This window comes from Dietzia sp. NCCP-2495 (genome assembly GCF_026011735.1).
In the GTDB taxonomy this organism is placed as follows: Bacteria; Actinomycetota; Actinomycetes; order Mycobacteriales; family Mycobacteriaceae; genus Dietzia.
This window is the reverse complement of record NZ_BRVN01000002.1, coordinates 205,681-224,238: the sequence shown is the minus strand read 5'-3', so window position 1 is coordinate 224,238 and position 18,558 is coordinate 205,681. Positions and strand designations below refer to the sequence as shown.

Genomic DNA, 18,558 nt, shown 5'->3' with positions numbered 1-18,558 from the left:
TGTCACACGGTCGGGCCCGGAACACGCATCACGTATCGGCCAGTGGGGATCGCATCCACGGTTCCCTCGTCGAGGAACCGGGCGGTCGAGGCGGTCATCGCCGTGACGTTCGCCGCCATCTGATCGTCACTTCCGCGGGAATCGAAAAACACCCCGAGGTCGCGGGCCGCATCGAGAGGGAAGATCTCCTCGACGATCCCGTCGATCACCGGCGCGTCGTCGGTGAGTGCCCGGACCACCACGTGCTGCGTGTAGCCGGTCGTGGACTGGGTGTCGATCGCGACCTGGGTGTGCTCCTCAAGCCAGGTGCGCAGCCACGTCTCGCGGTCGATGCGGTCCGGCCTCCGCAGGAACGCCAGGTTGGCCATGCCCTCGCAGCGGCAGGTCCCCGACTGCGCGTCGGCGGGTGCCGCGACGGGGAGGGGCTCCGACGCCGTCACCGACCATGCCGAGACCGGTCCTAAGCCACTGAGGGCGTCGATGACCCCGGAGCACGCGGTCGCCGACGCGACCGGAACCCGGGCACGCACCGCGGCCAGGACCGGACGCGGGGTGACCTGAACGTCGATGAGCGCCCCGGCCACCTGCTCGTCACGCACGTTGACCAGGTAGTCCTCGACTCCCAGCGCCGCCAGGGGCTCGTCGACCGCGACCGCGACCGACCGCAGGAGTTCCCCTGGATCGGTCTTCACCGACGCGTCCGGCTCCCGCCCTCCGGATTCGTCACGAGAGTTCTCCGACCACACGACCGCCATAAGTACGTCCACAGGTGACGACTTTACGGCCGTTACGCTTGTCGTCATGGCTATCGACTGGGCCCGCGTGGGCCGCACTGCTGTTCAGCTCGGCCGCCGTTACGGACCGACGGTCGCCCGTGAGGTCCGGAAGCGAATGGACAACGGCGCCTCCCCTGCACTGAGCCGGAACTCCGGGGGCGACGGCCGCCCGGCCACCACCTCTACGGCGCCCACTTCGAGCCGCGCACGCGGCATCGCCTACGCGCCCGACATGGACGGGCAGGCCGATCCGGGCGAGATCGTGTGGACGTGGGTGGAGTTCGAGGAGAACGACGGTCGGGGCAAGGACCGTCCGGTCCTCGTGGTGGGTCGGGACGGAGACCGTCTGCTCGGCCTCCAGATGTCTTCGCAGTCCAAGCGTGACGACGACGAGGGGTGGCTCTCGATGGGCAGCGGGCCGTGGGACTCCGAGGGGCGTCCCAGCTGGGTGCGGCTCGATCGCGTGCTCGATGTTCCCGAACAGGGCATCCGCCGTGAGGGCGCCATCTGCCCGCGGGAGAAGTTCGACCGCGTCGCCGACGAGCTCCGCCGGGGGTATGGCTGGAAGTAGTGGTGTGCCGGCTGCGGCATCGCCGATCACTGCCGGCAGGGTCCGCCGTTGTCTCGCATTTTGGCCGGTGACAAGCCCGCTGGTAAGCTAGGCCGTCGGTGTTCACCACATGCCGTTATGCGCGTGTGTGCGGACAAAGACGACACAACATCAGTTCGGCGGGATCCGTACATGGAGCCGTCGACACACGACACAAAGGTGTGACGAGTGGCCAACATCAAGTCCCAGAAGAAGCGGAACATCACCAACGAGCGCAACCGCCTCCGCAACCAGTCGATCAAGTCGGCTCTGCGTACCTCGATCCGCAACCTCCGCGCCGCCGCGGATGCCGGCGACAAGGAGCGCGCCGGCGCACTGCTGGTCGCCACCACGCGTCAGCTCGACAAGGCTGCCACCAAGGGTGTCATCCACAAGAACCAGGCCGCCAACAAGAAGTCGGCGCTCGCCAAGGCTGTCAACCAGCTCTGAGGCGACCCGGCGCCTCCCCGCGAGACGCCATAGCCCCGCGTAACTCCTGCTGACGCGACGAGGCTCCGAGGGCCCACCCTGCATCCCAGCGATGTGCGGTGGGTCCTCGTCGTATCCGGAGAGTTTCCGGAGAACTGTCACCCGGCCGCAGCGATGACCCCTGACGCCCGGTAGCCGCCGGGCGTCGGGTGCCGGGTGCCTATTTCAAGACGACGCCAGCACACCCACCTGCCGAACCGCACGTTCGAGGGCGTAGTACGGGTCCTCGGCCATCCCCTTGACCTCACCGTTGAGTCGCGCGACGACCTGGAGTGCCGTACCCAAGGTGTCGATGGACCAGTACCGTGTCTGGGCCTGGACCTTCTTGACCTTCCACGGCGGCATCCCCTGCCGCGCCAGATCACCCGGGTTCGCGCCCCGCTGGGTGCCGACCATCGCGATCGAGTTCACCGCATCCGCCAACGCATCCGCCAGCACGACCTCCGGCACCCCGGTGTGCAGTGCCCACTCGAGCGCCTCGATAGCTCCCGCCACATCGCCGCCAACGGCGCGCTCCGCGATCGTGAAGCCGCTGACGCCCACGACGCCCGAGTGGTACTTGCGCACCGCCTCCACATCGACCTTTCCGCCGGTGTCCGAGACCAACTGGTCGCAGGCCGCGGCGAGCGACCGGAGGTCCGTGCCGACCGCCTCCACGAGCGTCTCGCAGGCCTCCGGCGCCACCCGGACGTTGAGTCCCTTGAACTCGGAGCGGACGAACCCGACCACCTCGGTGTGCCGGGTGATCTTGCCCGCCGCGTGCTCCTGGGCTCCCGCCTTGCGGAGCTCGGCGACCAGCGACTTGGCCCGCCCACCGCCGGTGTGCTGCACGATCAGGACGGTCTCCTCCGGGAGGTCCTTGGCGGAATCCAGGACCGCCGCCACCGCGTCCTTGCCCAACTCCGCTGCACCCGTGATCACCACGATCCGCGCCTCGCCGAACAACGAGGGAGAGAGCAGTTCGAACAGCTGCGGCGCAGTGACCTCGGGCCCACCCAGACGAGAGACCACCGGCGGTTCCTCTCCCGCAGGGGTCGCGGCCCGCGCCCTGGCGACGACACCCGACGTGGCGCGTTCGGTGAGGAACTCGTCCTCACCCAGCACCAGGTGCAGCGGTGCGGGCGCGGAGCCTGTCGCCATGGCTGATCTCCTCATCGTGGTGCCTCGGACGTCCGAGCGGGCCCGTCGGCAGATCCGAGTCGTCTCTCCCGACATCGTGCCACGCGCCTACGACACCGGCCTCTCCCCCTCACTCACGCTCCGGCATCACGCTCCGGCAGGCTCGAACCGTGGCGATCCCGGCAGCGACGCCACGACCCCGGCAACCGCGTCCAACCACCACAGAGCAGGCGCGCACGCCGCGGCGAGAAGCACCGCCCCCTCCTCCCACACCGGTCCGACCGCCGCGGCGAGCGTGCCCAACACCGTCACCATCGGCACTGCCGGGGCCACCGCGATATTCGCCGGCAACGCCCACGGCCCCGACTCGAGGCCGGAGACGATCAGCACGGGCAGCGTCGCAAGATGGGCGACGATGCATACTGCCACGACATCAGCCACGCGTCCGGGGAACCACTCCCGTCCGAGTCGCGGCTGACGAAGCCACTGGGCCACCGGGCGCGCAGCCAGGACCAACGCCGCGGTCGCCGCGACCGACAGCGTGAACCCCGCCCCTGTCGCCGTAGCCGGGTCGAGCACCGACACCAGCATCACGATCGCGGCGAGCGCCGCCAGCGGCCGCCCCGTCCGGTGTGCCGCCAGGGCCGCCAGCCCGATGGCACCGGTCCCCGCAGCACGCAGGACCGCGGGTTCCGGTCCGACCACCGTCACGAACGCCGCCAACGCCACCGCCGCGGTCACGATGCGCCCACGTCGTCCCACGCCGAGTGCAGCAGCACTGAGCAGGACCGCACCCACGACATAGGTGGTGTTGGCACCGGACACGGCCGCAAGGTGCGAGAGCCCCGCCGCCCGGAACTCGTCCCGGGTCCGGGTGGACACCCCTCCCTCGTCCCCGAGGACGAACGACGGCAACAACCCCACCGACTCGCCCCTCAGCGCCCGGGCCGAGACCTCCCTGAACCGCTCTCGTACACCAGCCGGGAGCCTGCCACTCAGACCCGGTTCACCGATCACCTTCGGCGGCGTGAGCGCCCGGAGTACCGGCAGGTCCCCGGCGGTCATCGGCTCCAGAACCGACACCGACGCCCGCACCCGGGTTCCGGGCGGCAGCCCTCGCCACCCGTCGCTGGCGAGGAGCACCATGTCGAGCTCGGCCTCCGTTGCGTTCCGGCCGGACCCGGCGACCTCGACCCGGATCGGCACCATCACCCCGCCCGAACGCACGGGCCTGTCGAACCCCGTCACCACGCCCTCCACCCCCGTCCGTTGACCGACCATCGCGGGCAGTGGATGTGCGGCCACCGCGTGGACCCGCGCCGCCTGGCTGCCGGCCGCCACCGCTCCCGTCACGAGGATGACCGTCAGCATCCCGAGCGCCGTGCGGTCCACGCCGATCCGCGTCCCGCCGACGAGGGCCCACACCGTTGCCACCACCGCGGCGCCGACCAGTACCACGGCCACCGCGACCGACAGCGCCGGCCGGAGCCCGAAGGTCGCCGTGGTCGCGACCAGGACCGCGAGAGTCGGCAGAACCAGGCGGAGGTCCCGCGTCGCCGGGACACGAGGCGGGACGTCGGGGTCTTCGACAGTCATGCGGGGTCACACCGTGACGAGTGGCCGGAGGCGGGCCAGCGTTGCCGGACCGATGCCGTCGACCTCGGCGAGTTGGTCCACGCTCCCGAACGGTCCGTTCGCAGCGCGCCAGGCCAGGATCGACGCCGCGGTCACCGGCCCCACCCCGGGCAGACCGTCCAGCGCCGTGGCGTCAGCGGTGTTGATGTTCACCAGATCCGGCGATGCCGCGGCATCGGCACCGCCGGACTGTGCCGGCGGCGCCTGCGGTGCACCGGGGGCCGAGGGCGGGGAATCCGTGCCCGGTCCCACGATGCCGCTGCGCGGACCGAGAGGCCCTTCCGGTCCCGGTGCAACACCGACGAGTATCTGCTCGCCGTCGGCCACCCGGCGCGCCAGGTTGAGGCCGTCGCTGTCCCCTCCGTCGAGGACCCCGCCCGCCCGGTCGAGCGCGTCGGCGACGCGCGCTCCGGGCGCGAGGGTGACCAGGCCACTGCGAGCCACCATGCCGACGACGGCGACGACGACGGGCTCCCCCGCCGCCTCCGCCTCCGCACCGGCCGAGGTCGGCGGCTCCTGCTCACCCGTGATCGACGGAGTACGAGCGGCATCCGCCGCGGGCGTCTCGCCCGGTGTGGCCAGCGGTAACTCGGGCACGGGTGCGCCGGCCGGAACGGTGGACAGCAGCCGATGGACGGAGAACGCACCCAGACCGACCACCAGCACCACGAGGGCGATCCCCGCCAGTCGATCGGGAGCCCATCGGATCCGGCGCCACCACGGTGGGTCCGCCCACGCAGCGAGGTCGACCTCCTCGGGGGCGATGCGCTCGGGCCGCTCACCGTCCGGGTCGTCGACCATCCACGGCACGGTCGCTCGGGCCGGGGCGGATGGTGGTACCGCGGACGGCGGTGCGGCCTCGACAGTGGACGTGGGTGTTGCCTGGACGGCAGGCGACGGTGCCGCCGGTTTCGCCGTCGAGGAGCCCGTAGCACCAGTGGCGACAGTGGCCACCGTGGCGAGACGGTCCAACGCCGTGGACCTCGTCGAGTCCCGCACGGCGTCGGCCGGTGCGGCGGGTCTGGCCCGGGTGTCGGTTCGCATGGCGCCGACGCTAGACCCGGCGTCGTCGCACTCCCGCCCGGAAGGCGGCGCTCAGTCGACGGACTGTGGAGAAGGAGAGGGGATGGGGAATTCAGGATCGTCGAGTGCCGTGACCGACACCCCCACCGTTCCCGGACCCAGGTGCCAGGCCAGAACCTCGTCGAACTCGACGAGCATCACCCGTTCGGGGAACTGCGTCTCCTTGCGGATCTCGGTGGCCATCTCCTCGGCGCGCTCGGCCGCCTCGTGGTGGTGGACCACCACCAGGACGTCGGTTCGCTCGATCTCGTCGCGCAGCAGCGCCCGGAGTCGCTGATGCGCCTTGGTGGTGGTGCGGGCCTTCGCGGACAGATCGACGGTGCCGCCCCGCAGCACGATCACCGGGCGCATCGCCAGCACGCCACCGAAGATGGCGGCGACGGCACTGATCCGGCCACCGCGACGGAGACTCTCCAGAGACTCCAACGCGGCGAAGGTCGACGCCCCACGACAGAGCCGTTCCGCGAGGTCATAGACGCCCGACAGGCCCAGCCCGTTCGTCGCCGCCCACGCACACTGCGCGACCGCCGCACCGTAAGCCATGCCGGCCCCGCGCGAGTCGGACACGAGCACGCGCCCGCCGAACCGGGTGGCGGCGTCGGCCGCGGACTCCCACGTCCGGGACAGTCCGCGGGACAGGTGCACCGAGACGATGCCCGTGCAGTCCGGGTCCGACAGCAGACGCTCGTAGATCTCGGCAAGCTGGTCGGGTGTGACCGCCGCGGTGGAGACGGTCTTGTCGTTCTCCTCGACCACGTGCAGCGGCACGACCGTGATGCCGAAATCGCGGATCCACTCCGCGGGGAGATCTGAGGTCGAGTCGGTGACGAGGCGGACGGTCACGGTGTCTCCAGCGGGGTGGTGATGCCGGCGTTCCACTGGTCCAGGCGCCACACGACGTCCCGTGCGGCGTCGGTGACCGGGGCGACCTCGGGGTCGACGACCGAATGGTCTGCACCGCCGGGGCGGGGATGCGCGGACAGTTGCACCCAACAAGTGTTACCCAGTCCGTTGAACACCGGGTACTGCTCCACCGGAAGTTCCAGGAGTGCGGCGGTCAGAGCCGCGATCGCGCCGCCGTGGGCGACGATGACCGCGGGATGTTCACTCCACTGCGGCGACTGGTGCACCAACTCGTCGACAACCGCCCGGGTCCGCCGTGCGACGTCGATCCGGCTCTCCCCTTCGGGCGGTGACCACCGCGGGCGGCCCCGCCACTGCTGCCGGGCATCGGGCCACTGCGCGTCGACCTCGGAGTGGGTCATCCCCTGCCACAGGCCGAGATTGGTCTCCCGCAGCCGGGTGTCCGTGAGAACGTCCAGTCCCACCTCCGTCGCCAGCGCCGCGGCCGTGTCCCGGGCACGACGGAGGTCCGAGGACAGGATCATCCAGGGACGTCGTGGTGCGAGGAACCGGCCCACGGCGTGCGCCTGCCGGACGCCGAGCTCACTGAGGTCGGTGTCCAGCTGACCCTGCATGCGGAAAGACGCGTTGTAGTTGGTCTGTCCGTGCCGGAGGAGGAGGAGACGACGGGTCACCGTGGGTCAGAGCTCCGGCTCCCGCTGCGGCTCCTCGGGCGCCAGAGAGTCGTCGACGGTGTGCTCGGCCACGGGGCGGTTCCCGGTCTCGACGCCCTCGATCTCGACGACCGGGCAGTCCTTCCAGAGGCGGTCGAGCGCGTAGTAGTCACGCTCGTCGACGTGCTGGACGTGGACCACGAGCTCGTTGTAGTCGAGGAGCGCCCAGCGGCCCTCGCGGGTGCCCTCTCGACGCAGCGGCTTGTGACCCGCCTCGCGGAGCTTGTCCTCGATCTCCTCGACCACGGCGTTGACCTGGCGCTCGGTGTCGGCGGAGGCCACGACGAAGGCGTCGGTGATGACGAGTTGGCCGGACACGTCGAGCACGATGATGTTCGTCGCGAGTTTGTCGTCGGCGGCGCGGGCCGCGATGGCGGCCATTTCCAGGGCCTCGGGGCTAGCTGTCACTGTGGGATCTCCTCGTGATGGGGGTCGGTGGGCTCGGCTTCCCGGTGTACCGGGGCCGTCACTGCGGGGGTGCCGTCGAGTCTGGTGGACCCTTCCGGCCGGTAGAGGTTGCGTTTGGCGATGTACTGCACCACGCCGTCGGGTACGAGGTACCAGACGGGAGCGTTCTCGGCGGCTCGGCGGCGGCATTCGGTCGACGAGATCGCCAGTGCCGGGATCTCCAGCAGGTGGACCCGCCCGTCGTCGATCTGGGCGAGATGGGTGTCGGACAACTCGAAGCCGGGGCGCGAGACCCCGACGAAACTCGCCAGGCCGAACATCTCTTCCCAGCCGCGCCAGGTGAGGATCTTCTCGAGCGCGTCGGCGCCGGTGATGAAGTACAGGTCCACGTCGGGCTGCTGGCGCAGCAGGTCCTTGAGCGTGTCCACCGTGTAGGTGGGTCCGCCACGGTCGATGTCGACACGACTGACCGAGAACCGCGGGTTGGAGGCGGTCGCGATGACCGTCATCAGGTAGCGGTCCTCGGCCGGCGAGACCTTGCGCGAGTCCTTCTGCCAGGGCTCACCGGTGGGGACGAACACCACGTCGTCGAGGCCGAACCTGTGCGCCACCTCGCTGGCCGCGACAAGGTGTCCGTGGTGGATGGGGTCGAACGTCCCGCCCATCACTCCGATGCGGCGCCGACTATTCGCGGCGGGTCCTGTCGTGGTCATGATGGTGGAGTCTATCGGCAGGGGCTCGGGTCCCCTCGTCACCGGCACCGCTGGTCGCCCGGTCACACCGGGAGCAGACCGGAGACGACGGAGGTGAGCTGTTCCACGTTCCGGCACTCGTGCATGGGGACGTACTGCGAGTAGAGCTTGGCGGCGGAGTCGCCTGTTCCCCATTGCGTCTTCGGCTCGGGGTTGAGCCAGTGGGTGTGGCCCACGCGCTCGCTGACGAACTCCAGTGCCTCGACGGACGGGTCCCGGTAGTTGTTCCGGGCGTCGCCGAGGATCAGCAGCGAGCCGGTGCGGGTGAGGGTGTGTGCGTACCTGTCGGCGAAGCCGGACAGGGCGTGCCCGTAGTCCGAGTGACCGTCGTAGGTGACGATCTCCGCCTCGCGCACCATGCGGCTCATGGCCGAGCCTAGGTCGGCCCCCGCCTCGAAGAACGAGGTGACCTCGTCGGTGGTGTCGACGAACGCGAACACCCGCACGCGGGAGAACTGCTCACGTAGTGAGTGCACGAGTTGCAGCGTGAAGTGGCTGAACCCGGCCACCGATCCCGAGACGTCGCAGAGCACCACCAGTTCCGGGCGGGCCGGCCGGGGCTTGCGGAGGACGAGCTCGACCGGCACACCGCCGGTCGACATGGATTTGCGCATCGTCTTGCGCATGTCGATCGCACCGTGACGATGTCGACGACGACGAGCGGCCAGCCGGCTGCCCAGCTGCCGGGCCAGTGGCCCCACCCGGCGGCGCAGTGCCTGGAGGTCCTGATCGTTGGCGCGGAGGAAGTCGACCTGTTCGGCGGCCTGCCCCACCGCGTACTGGGCGACCCTGTCCCGTCCGACGGTCTCGGCGGTCCGGCGGCGGGTCTCGTCGGCGACCTCACGGAGGAAGCCCCGCACCATGTCCGCGGCGGAGTTGGCGGCGGCCGCCTTCTCCGCGTGATGCTTGGATCCGTCCGGGTCGAACGGATCCGCGCCGAGGAGTCCATCGAGGATCTTCTGCATGATCTTACTGGTGTCCAGCGGGCTCAGCGCCTGGTAGGCGGAGAAGCGCTGGCCGCCCGCGGAGTCATACGAGCCCAGCTGTTCCACGAGCATCTCCGCCAGGACGCGCGCCTTCTCCCGCGACTCGTCGGTGCCCTCGAGCAGCAGGGAGGCGATGAGCTCGTTGAGCGCCTCGGGGTCCACCCGCCCGTTCTCGTCGGTCGGGATCTCCACCTCTACTGCCAGCACGTCGTCCCTGGTGGCCGCGCCGATACCGACGGGGAACCACAGGTCGAAGAGCTGGTCGAAGACGCCCCGGTGGGTGGGCTTGTGCAGAATCGTCGCCGCGAGTGCCTCGCGGAGTGCATCCCGGTCCAGCAGGTCGATGTGCACCATCGCCGCGGCCGCGTCGACGGCCTCGCTCGGGCCGACCGGGATGCCCTTGCGGCGCAGGGCGTCGACGAAGTCCACCAGGTGCCCGGACAGTCCGCCCGGTGCTTTCTCGGTCATCGTCTCCCCCTCACTTCTCGGCTCCGCTTCACTGCTCGGCTCCGCTTCACTGCTCGGCTCCGCTTCGCTGCCCGGCTCGCCTTCACTGCTCAGCTCCCCTTCACCGCTCAGCGGGTCCTAGTTGAGCCGCAACTCGGCGGCGGCGCGAAGCTGGTCGGACTGGTGCTTGAGCACCACGCCGAGGGTCTGCAACACCGCCTCGTCGTCGATCGTGTCCAGACCCAGCGCGACCAGGGTGCGCCCCCAGTCGATGGTCTCGGAGACGCTCGGGACCTTCTTGAGCGCCATCGCCCGCAGCACGCCCACCACGCGGATGAGCTGTTCGGCGAGCCTGTCGTCGAGTTCCGGGACCCGCGAGGCGAGGATCTTGCGCTCGAGCTCGGGCGTCGGGAAATCGAGGTGGAGGTAGAGGCAGCGTCGCTTGAGCGCTTCGGACAGCTCGCGGGCCGCGTTCGAGGTGAGCACCGCGAACGGCCGCCGCGTGGCCTCGATCGTGCCGAGCTCCGGGATCGTCACCGCGAAGTCGCTGAGCACCTCGAGGAGGAGTCCCTCGATCTCGATGTCCGCCTTGTCCACCTCGTCGACGAGCAGGACGGTGGGCTCGTCCCGCCGGATGGCGGTGAGCAGCGGACGCGACAGCAGGAACTCCTCGGAGAACACGTCGTCGCGCGTCGAGTCCCAGCCCTCGCCCTGGCCTGCCTGGATCCGGAGGATCTGCTTGGCGTGGTTCCACTCGTAGAGCGCCCGCGCCTCGTCGACGCCCTCATAGCACTGCAGTCGGATGAGCTCCGCCTCGGTGGCCGACGCGACGGCCTTTGCCAGCTCGGTCTTGCCGACACCCGCAGGTCCCTCGATGAGCAGCGGCTTGCCCAGGCGATCGGCGAGGAACACAACCGTCGCGGTCGACCTGTCGGCCAGGTATCCCTGCTCCCCCAGCGCCTCGATCACGTGGTCGATGCTCGTGAACGCCGGTCGTTGAGCGGTGCGGGCGCGGTCCATGTGGTGGATCCTTCCGGTCGGTGTCTCGCCTGTGGCGAATCTGAGGTGAGGTCTGGGCTGGGCTCGGGCTGTTCCTGGGCTCGGGCTCGGCTCGGTCTGGGCTGGGCTGGGCCAGGGCTGCGTGACCCGTTACGGCCGCACGTGTCCCTTACCGTTGGCGATCCACTTGGTGCTGGTCAGCTCCTCGAGCCCCATGGGTCCGCGGGCGTGGAGCTTCTGGGTGGAGATGCCGATCTCGGCTCCGAAGCCGAACATTTCGCCGTCGGTCCACGCGGTAGACGCGTTGACCATGACCGCCGCCGCGTCGACGCGGGCGCAGAACCTGTCCGCCACGTCGAGGCTGCGGGTCGAGATGGCCTCGGTATGACCCGACGACCACCGGGCGATGTGCTCGATCGCCTCGTCCACACCGTCGACCACCTTGAGCGCGATGTCCAGGCTGAGGTACTCCTCTCCCCAGTCCACGTCGTCCGCGGGGACGAGCCCCTCCCGGTCGCCGTGGATGGTCACGCCGGCCTCCCGCAGCGCCGAGATGACCCGCTCGACCGCGGCCTCTCCCAGCGCCGAATCGATCAGGACGGTCTCGGTGGCGTTGCAGACGCTGCAGCGGCGGGTCTTGCCATTGAGCAACAGCTCGATCGCCTCGTCGAGATCCGCGTCTCCATGGATGTAGAGGTGACAGTTACCCGTGCCGGTCTCGATGGCAGGGACCTTGGCGTTCTCGACGACTGCCTGGATGAGGCCGGCGCCGCCGCGAGGGATCACCACGTCCACGAGTCCGCGCGCCTGGATGAGGTGCGTGACCGACGAGCGGTCCTCCGAGGGCAGCAACTGGGCCGCATCGACGGTCAGACCGTGCTCGGCAAGGACGCCCCGGAGGACGGCGACGAGCGCCTCGTTGGAGTGCCGGGCCGATCGGGAGCCCCGCAGCAGTGCGGCGTTGCCGGATTTGAACGCGAGGCCGAACGCGTCGACCGTGACGTTGGGTCGCCCCTCGTAGATCATGCCGACCACACCGAGCGGGACCCGGACCTGGCGCAGCTGCAGCCCGTTGGGTCGGACACCGCCACGTGTGACGGTGCCGACCGGGTCAGGCAACGCGGCGACCTGGCGGAGACCACCGGCGATTCCGTCGATCCGCTCGACCGTCAGCCGAAGTCGGTCGAGCATGGCCTCGCCGGTTCCCTCGGCGGACTGCTCGGCGATGTCCCGCGCGTTGGCCTCGAGGATCTGTGGCGCGGCTGCGACCAACGCATCGGCGGCGGCGACCAGGAGCGCGTCCTTGGCGTCGGTCGTCAGCAATGCCAGCTCGCGCGAGGCGGCGCGAGCCCGCCCTGCGGCCTCACGAACCGCCTCACGGACCGGGTCCGCGGCGGCCGGTTCGGCACTGGCGAGGTCGGTGCGTTCGGTGACGTCGAGAGAGCTGGAGGTCATGCTGGCCAGCTTACCTGGGCACGGGCGGGCGGAGAGCGGGGCGGCCGGGGCGTTCATGCCGCCCTCGCCGGGGTGCCGGGCGGTATCCATCGGGGCTTGCCGGGCCTGACCGGATCCGGCTCGGTTCGCCACGAGTTCGGGCCGCTGCCGACCCAGCCGTGATGGATGGGACACGCCAACGCCAGATTGGGCACTGTCGTGGGTCCGCCCGCGGCCCAGTCCGTCACATGATGTGCCTGGCACGAGGCCGCCGGTCTCTCACATGCCGGGTGGGTGCATCCCCCGTGGGCGGTGTAGAGGACGAGTCGTTGGATGGCGCTGGCCAGCCGCCGATTGCGCACACGGTCAATGTCGATGCGACGAAGTTCCTCACGACCGTCACGCAGCGCGGACACGAACCAGGAGCGCCGACCTGCGAGCGACACGGCCTGGGCCGCGGTGAGCTGGGTACCGGCGTCGGTCTCCGACAAGTCACCCTGCTCGCCGGATTCCACGGCGTCGAGCTGCTCGGGTGTCAGCCGGACGACGATCGCGGCCACGCCGCGGGTGGCGGCGGGCTCCACGGACAGCCCGAGTGCGAGCACATGGCACAGCGCGTCATAGGCGCGCTGGCCTGCGGTACGGGTGTCGTCCGCGGCGGAGACGTCGGGAGTGTCCGGCTCGCCGGCAGCGGAGTCAGCGGTATCGCCGGTCGCGGCGTCGGCAGCGGGATCGTTCACGGCGGCGGCAGTGGGATTAGCCGTGGGGTCGGCGGTGAATCCGATGCACTGGCCGGGCGCGCCGAAGCGCGCGATGACCGCCGCCAGGAGCGCCTGCAGTCGGGGCTCGCACGTGATGCCAACGCTCGCCAGCCCGTCGAGACCGGCACGGTGGGCCCGCAGTTCACGTCGGCGCTGCTGCTCCTCCTCGAGTCGCTCGAGGCGACCCGGATCAGCCTCGGCGAGCTCGCGCGCGGCGGCCATGGTGAGGGCACGCACACTCGCGCCGAACTCGGCGAGCTCGGTCAGATGGTGGGAGAAGTCGCGCCGGGCATCCTCGGATGTGCCCTCGGGCAACTCCGCCACGGCCTCCCCGATGGCCCGCTCCTGCGCCGCGGTGATCCTGCCCTGCCGGTGCGCCTCCATGGCGGGCGTGCCCTCGCGGCGTCCGGCATCGATCCGGGACCGGCACTGTCCGGCGGTCAGCCCGAGGTCGTTGCCCAGTCTGGTGGCCGCGGACGTGACCGACCTCCCTGCACTCTCCGCCCTCGTCGCAGCCTCTGCGGCCCCGGAAGCGTTGATGGCATCGAGCCGGCGCGAGAGCTCCTCGAGCTGCCGCAACACCCCGGGGAGCTCGGAATCGGACACCTCGGACCAGCGCACGTCAGAGAGCTCGGTGACCCTCGTCGTCACCCTCACCAGGTCCTCGATCATGACTCCACAATACAGGGAATCTAGAACTCTCGTTCGAACACTGGGTGTCAATCGGATAACCTACTTAGGTCACCTACCTGCACTTATCCGCGACGCACGTCCTCACGTCTCGTCGGCACGAACCAGAACGGCCACCTGGAACCCGTCGGCGTCGGTGAACGGCCGCAGGTCCCACGTCGACCACCGCTGCTCGACGCGTAACCCGGCGTGGTCAGCGGCGGCGTCAAACTCCTCGCGGGTCCACCCTCGATCCAGGCCGAACCCCACGACCAGCCGCCCTGCCGCACCGTCGGTTCCCTCCCCCGCGGGCGCGATCCGCGTGGCGAGGTTGGCCAGCACTCTCCCCCGGTCCGCCGGATCGACGAACGCGAGCACGTTCCCCGCCGACACCAGCAGGTCGAACGGCCCGGTTGCCCAGCCGTCGTCGGCGAGGTCCGCGACCTCCCACGTCGCCTCGGGACAGGCCTCGCGCGCCCGCTCGATGAGGTAGGGATCCAGGTCCACCCCCGTCACCTGATGTCCACGTTCGTGCAGATAGATCCCCATCCGCCCCTGCCCGCACCCCACGTCGAGGATCCGGGCACCGCGCGGCGCCATGGCGTCGACCAGGCGGGCCTCGCCGTCGATGTCGACGCCCTCGTCGACCATGTCATCCCAGCGCTGCGCGTAATTGCGCGAGTGGTCCGGGTTGGCGGCGACGATGCTTTTCCAGGTCATAGTCATGTCGCCAGTATGGACCCGTCCGATGGTTCGCCGCGCCCGCTGTCGGAGGTCTGGTGCACCATGGGCGCCATGACCACCAGTACCGGTTCCAGTACCGCCGCCCTCGACCGCGCTGCCCTGCGATCCCGGGCCGACGAGTTACTGTCGGCACTCGCCGGACCGGGCGCGAGGCTGCGCGAGGACCAGCGGACGGCGATCGAGGCACTGGTCGTGGATCAGCGGCGGGCCCTGGTCGTCCAGCGCACCGGATGGGGCAAATCGGCCGTGTACTTCATCGCGGCCCGACTCCTCCGCGAACTCGGCTCCGGGCCGACAGTGATCGTCTCCCCACTCCTCGCTCTGATGCGCAATCAGGTCGAGTCCGCCGCGCGGGCCGGCGTGCGCGCGGCCACCATCAACTCGGCCAACATGACCGAATGGGACGAGGTGCGGGCGTCGGTCCGTGAGGGTGACGTGGACGTCCTGCTGGTCAGTCCCGAGCGGCTCAACAACCCCGACTTCCGCGACACCGTCCTGCCTGCGTTGGCCGCGGACGCCGGCCTCGTGGTGGTGGACGAGGCGCACTGCGTCTCGGATTGGGGGCACGACTTCCGCCCCGACTACCGGCGCATCCGCACGCTCCTGGCCGACCTGCCCGACGGCGTACCGGTCCTCGCCACCACCGCCACCGCCAACGACCGGGTCGTCAAGGACGTCGCCGAGCAGTTGGGCGTGGGATTGAAGGCCTCAGACCCGGATTCAGGCTCGGACATTGGCTCGGGCTCGGACCAGGGCGACACCCTCGTGCTCCGGGGCGGCCTCGACCGGGAATCTCTCCACCTGTCAGTGGTGTCGATCGACGATTCCGAGAAGCGGGCCGCCTGGCTGGTGGAGAATCTCGAGTCCCTGCCCGGGAGTGGGATCGTCTACTGCCTCACCGTGGCCGCCGCGGAGGACATGGCCGGGCTCCTCACCTCAGCGGGGCACCGCGTCAGTGCCTACACCGGTCGGACCGACGCGAGCGAACGCGAGGAACTGGAACGTGCGTTGCTCGACAACGAGGTCAAAGCACTGGTTGCCACCTCGGCTCTCGGGATGGGTTTCGACAAGCCGGACCTGGGATTCGTGGTGCACCTGGGCGCGCCGTCCTCACCGATCTCCTACTACCAGCAGATCGGCCGTGCAGGCCGTGCCGCCAAGCGTGCCGACGTGGTCCTGATCCCCGGCCCCGAAGACCGCGCGATCTGGAACTACTTCGCCTCACTCGCGTTTCCTCCCGAGGACGTGGTGCGTCGCGTTCTCGACGCACTTCAGACAGACCGGGCCCTGTCGACACAAGCCCTCGAGCCGGCCGTAGACCTGGGACGCACGAGGTTGGAGATGGTGCTCAAGGTGCTCGATGTGGACGGCGCGGTCCAGCGGGTGCGCGGTGGCTGGGTGTCCACCGGGCAGGCCTGGGACTACGACGCCGAGCGCTACGCGGGCCTCGCACAGGCGCGGCAGTCCGAGCAACAGACGATGCTGGAGTACATCCGCACCGACGGCTGCCGGATGGACTTCCTGCGTGCCGAACTCGACGATCCCACCCTCGACCCGGACGCCGGCGGGTGCGGCCGCTGCGACAACTGCACCGGGCAACGGCGCTCTACCGAGGTGGACCACAGCGCGCTGACGCGGGCGAAGGAGGCACTGGAGCGACCCGGCGTGGTGATCGCTCCGCGCAAGCAGTGGCCGACCGGGTTGGCGAAACTCGACATCCCACTCAAGGGCAAGATCGCCGACGGCCCGGCCGAGGGCCGGGCACTCGCCCGGTTGACCGATCTCGGCCTGGGGCAGAAGCTTCGTGCTCTCCTGGACGAGCCGGACCAAGAGGCACCCGAGTGGCTTGCACGTGCATGCGTTCCGGTACTCCGTGAATGGGGATGGGATGAGCGACCGACCTGCGTCGCCACTCTCCTCACCGGTGACCATCCTCAACTTTTGTCAAGCCTCGCGCAGGCACTCGCCCAGATGGGGCGGATGACCTACCTCGGCGAACTCACCCGCGACCAGGCGCTACCACCGGTGACAGCGCAGAACTCCGCCTACCGCGTGGCGCAGCTCTGGGGCACGTTCGTTGGCCCGGGTGCCTCACCAGACGGTCCGGTCCTCCTCGTCACCGACCTCCTGAGCACGGGCTGGACCGTCACCGAGGCGGCCCGGCACCTGCGAGACACTGGCGCGCCTTCCGTTCTGCCGCTCGCGGTGGCCTCGACAGGCTGAGTGGCACGGAGGCCGGGCAAGTCACGGCCGGACCGGGCCGGCCACATCGCGACCGGAACCAACGTCAGAAGAAAATCCTGCGTCGAGTGTCGATTTGGCGCGATCTGGATCGTCATCACCCGAATCGGCCGACCGTCGGCCGACCACGAGGAAGGATCACACCATGCGATACGCACTGGTTTTTCACGCACCCGAACTCGATGACGCAGGTCCTCGCCCCACTGATGAGCAGATCGCCGAGATGCAGCATCTCATGAACGACTACACCGCCGCGCTCGCCGATGCGGGAGTCCTGGTGACCGCCGAGATGCTCGAGCCGTCCTCCGCCACCACCACCGTGACCCGGCGAACCGGGTCGACGGTCATCGAGGACGGTCCGTTCGTCGAGGCCAAGGAGTCCCTGGCCGGAGTCTTCGTCCTCGAAGTCAACGACCACGACGCGGCGCTGGCCTGGGCGGAGAAGTTCCCCGGCGGATCGTACGGAGTCGTCGAAGTGCGCCGAGTGGCCGTCTACGCCGATGAGACCGGATGGAAGACTCCCTGCACTCCGGAGTGATCGACCGGGTCGTCCGCGATGCCCGCCCCAGGCTCATCGCGCTACTGGCGGCCCCGGACGGCGACCTCGCGGCGTCAGAGGATGCGTTCTCCGACGCCGTGGAGAGGGCGCTACGGACGTGGCCCGACAGCGGAGTTCCCCGTGACCCCGAGGCGTGGTTGTTCACCGTGGCCCGTAACCGGCGACGTGATCGCTGGCGCGGAGAACGGCACACCACAGCCATCGACGAGGACCACCCCGACAGCACGGCAGGGGAACGATCCGGCGGGTTCTCAACGCCGGTAGAGGATTCGGCACTGACCATTCCCGATCACCGACTCGCACTGCTCGCGGTGGCGGCGCACCCCGAAGTGGAACCCGCAGCTCGCACCCCACTCATGCTCAACGCGATCCTGGGACTCAGTGCCGAGAAGATCGGGGCCTTGCTCCTCGTACCGACCGCGATCATGGCTGCCCGCCTGACCAGGGCGCGTAAGCGGATTGCGGCGGCCGACATCCCCTTCGAAACGCCCGGGATCGACGAGCTACCGAGCCGGCTCGAGTCAATCCGGGCCGCGATCTACGGTGCCTACGCCGTGGACTGGACCTTTTCGGCACAGTCTGCGCGAGACGGGCTGGCCGGAGAAGCGCTGTACCTGGCGGAACTGCTGTGCGAGTTGGTCGAGAACGATCCCGAATCCCACGGCCTCGCGGCGTTGCTGTGCCTGGCGTCCGCCCGCGCTGGCGCACGGGTGGACGCGCACGGTGATTTTGTGCCGCTCGAACGCCAGGACACCCGGCTGTGGGACGCTGCCCTGCTCGAACGGGGAGAAGAACACCTGCGGTCGGCGGGGACAGCCACCGTCCCGGGCCCGTACCGACTGCAGGCGGCCATCCAGGCACTGCACTGCGCACGGCGCCACACGGGAGTGACGGACTGGGAGTCGATTCGCAGACTCCACGCCGGACTCCAGTCTCTATCCCCCACCGCGGGCGGAGCGGTGGCGCTGGCGGTTGCCACCGCCCGGTGCGATGGCCCGGAAGCCGGGCTCGAGCTACTCGACGGGCTGAGACAACGAGCCGACCGGTTCCAGCCCGCGCTCGCCGCCCGCGCAGCGATGCTGGAGGAGGCTAGCCGTACCGGCGAGGCCGCGAGTGCGTACGACCGGGCAATCTCCTTGACCACCGATCCCGCAGCACGGCGTTACCTCGAGCAAGCACGAAGCCGTTGCCACCCCGCTACTGCTGAGCCTGCCCCAGGGTCAGATTCGTGACGAGCAGCCCTCGGGGGGCATGGACCCGTATCAGAGCACCGCCGGATCACACCTCCCG

Annotated in this window: 18 protein-coding genes; 5 read left to right on the top strand and 13 right to left on the bottom strand. The window is 69.9% G+C overall.

All coding sequences use genetic code 11. The features are described 5' to 3' along the window. Positions 1 to 2 precede the first annotated feature (2 nt). Positions 3 to 767 (bottom strand): EthD domain-containing protein, encoded by a 765-nt coding sequence (locus OPF83_RS03285; protein ID WP_264885780.1) that lies wholly within the window; start codon positions 765 to 767, stop codon positions 3 to 5. A 34-nt stretch (positions 768 to 801) separates the two neighbouring features. Here OPF83_RS03285 and OPF83_RS03280 point away from each other — a divergent pair, with 34 nt between their 5' ends. Next, positions 802 to 1,347, top strand: a complete 546-nt coding sequence (locus tag OPF83_RS03280; RefSeq protein WP_264885779.1) for a type II toxin-antitoxin system PemK/MazF family toxin — start codon at positions 802 to 804, stop codon at positions 1,345 to 1,347. Positions 1,348 to 1,554: 207 nt separating this feature from the next. Then, positions 1,555 to 1,815 (top strand): 30S ribosomal protein S20, encoded by a 261-nt coding sequence (gene rpsT, locus OPF83_RS03275; protein WP_264885778.1) that lies wholly within the window; start codon positions 1,555 to 1,557, stop codon positions 1,813 to 1,815. Positions 1,816 to 2,019: 204 nt separating this feature from the next. On the opposite strand, the gene holA is transcribed toward rpsT, so the two are convergent. The 12 genes from holA to OPF83_RS03215 form a co-directional block, all read right to left on the bottom strand. Then, positions 2,020 to 2,994, bottom strand: coding sequence for a DNA polymerase III subunit delta (holA, locus tag OPF83_RS03270; protein WP_264885777.1), 975 nt, complete (start codon positions 2,992 to 2,994; stop codon positions 2,020 to 2,022). 126 nt (positions 2,995 to 3,120) lie between these two features. Then, entirely contained in the window at positions 3,121 to 4,569 is a 1,449-nt protein-coding gene (locus tag OPF83_RS03265) for a ComEC/Rec2 family competence protein (protein ID WP_264885776.1), read from the bottom strand. Between the two features lie 6 nt (positions 4,570 to 4,575). Further along, positions 4,576 to 5,652: a ComEA family DNA-binding protein gene (locus tag OPF83_RS03260; RefSeq protein ID WP_264885775.1), complete on the bottom strand. Its 1,077-nt coding sequence runs from the start codon at positions 5,650 to 5,652 to the stop codon at positions 4,576 to 4,578. 51 nt (positions 5,653 to 5,703) lie between these two features. After that, on the bottom strand, positions 5,704 to 6,534 hold the full coding sequence (locus OPF83_RS03255; protein ID WP_264885774.1) for a DegV family protein: 831 nt from the start codon (positions 6,532 to 6,534) through the stop codon (positions 5,704 to 5,706). Continuing rightward, positions 6,531 to 7,169 carry a histidine phosphatase family protein gene (locus OPF83_RS03250; protein WP_375546201.1) on the bottom strand — a complete coding sequence of 213 codons (639 nt, stop codon included), beginning with the start codon at positions 7,167 to 7,169 and terminating at the stop codon, positions 6,531 to 6,533. The genes OPF83_RS03255 and OPF83_RS03250 overlap by 4 nt, the downstream gene beginning before the upstream one ends. Before the next feature lie 66 nt (positions 7,170 to 7,235). After that, entirely contained in the window at positions 7,236 to 7,676 is a 441-nt protein-coding gene (rsfS, locus tag OPF83_RS03245) for a ribosome silencing factor (RefSeq protein ID WP_264885772.1), read from the bottom strand. Then, positions 7,673 to 8,389, bottom strand: a complete 717-nt coding sequence (gene nadD / locus OPF83_RS03240) for a nicotinate-nucleotide adenylyltransferase (RefSeq protein ID WP_264885771.1) — start codon at positions 8,387 to 8,389, stop codon at positions 7,673 to 7,675. Before nadD ends, rsfS begins: the two co-directional genes overlap by 4 nt. Before the next feature lie 62 nt (positions 8,390 to 8,451). Continuing rightward, a complete protein-coding gene (locus OPF83_RS03235; protein ID WP_264885770.1) occupies positions 8,452 to 9,882 on the bottom strand; it encodes a VWA domain-containing protein in 1,431 nt (476 codons plus the stop codon). Between the two features lie 117 nt (positions 9,883 to 9,999). Beyond that, positions 10,000 to 10,881, bottom strand: a complete 882-nt coding sequence (locus OPF83_RS03230; RefSeq protein WP_264885769.1) for a MoxR family ATPase — start codon at positions 10,879 to 10,881, stop codon at positions 10,000 to 10,002. Between the two features lie 129 nt (positions 10,882 to 11,010). Next, positions 11,011 to 12,315, bottom strand: coding sequence for a glutamate-5-semialdehyde dehydrogenase (locus tag OPF83_RS03225; RefSeq protein WP_264885768.1), 1,305 nt, complete (start codon positions 12,313 to 12,315; stop codon positions 11,011 to 11,013). 53 nt (positions 12,316 to 12,368) lie between these two features. Next, complete coding sequence (locus tag OPF83_RS03220; protein ID WP_264885767.1) at positions 12,369 to 13,727, bottom strand: HNH endonuclease signature motif containing protein; 1,359 nt, start codon at positions 13,725 to 13,727, stop codon at positions 12,369 to 12,371. 102 nt (positions 13,728 to 13,829) lie between these two features. Then, a complete protein-coding gene (locus OPF83_RS03215; RefSeq protein WP_264885766.1) occupies positions 13,830 to 14,450 on the bottom strand; it encodes a class I SAM-dependent methyltransferase in 621 nt (206 codons plus the stop codon). Between the two features lie 60 nt (positions 14,451 to 14,510). Between OPF83_RS03215 and OPF83_RS03210 the strand changes: the two genes are divergently transcribed. The 3 genes from OPF83_RS03210 (at position 14,511) to OPF83_RS03200 (ending at position 18,500) form a co-directional block, all read left to right on the top strand. Next, positions 14,511 to 16,691 carry a RecQ family ATP-dependent DNA helicase gene (locus OPF83_RS03210; RefSeq protein ID WP_264885978.1) on the top strand — a complete coding sequence of 727 codons (2,181 nt, stop codon included), beginning with the start codon at positions 14,511 to 14,513 and terminating at the stop codon, positions 16,689 to 16,691. A gap of 163 nt (positions 16,692 to 16,854) precedes the next feature. After that, entirely contained in the window at positions 16,855 to 17,247 is a 393-nt protein-coding gene (locus OPF83_RS03205) for a YciI family protein (RefSeq protein WP_264885765.1), read from the top strand. Further along, positions 17,220 to 18,500: an RNA polymerase sigma factor gene (locus tag OPF83_RS03200; RefSeq protein ID WP_264885764.1), complete on the top strand. Its 1,281-nt coding sequence runs from the start codon at positions 17,220 to 17,222 to the stop codon at positions 18,498 to 18,500. Before OPF83_RS03205 ends, OPF83_RS03200 begins: the two co-directional genes overlap by 28 nt. Positions 18,501 to 18,558 lie beyond the last annotated feature (58 nt).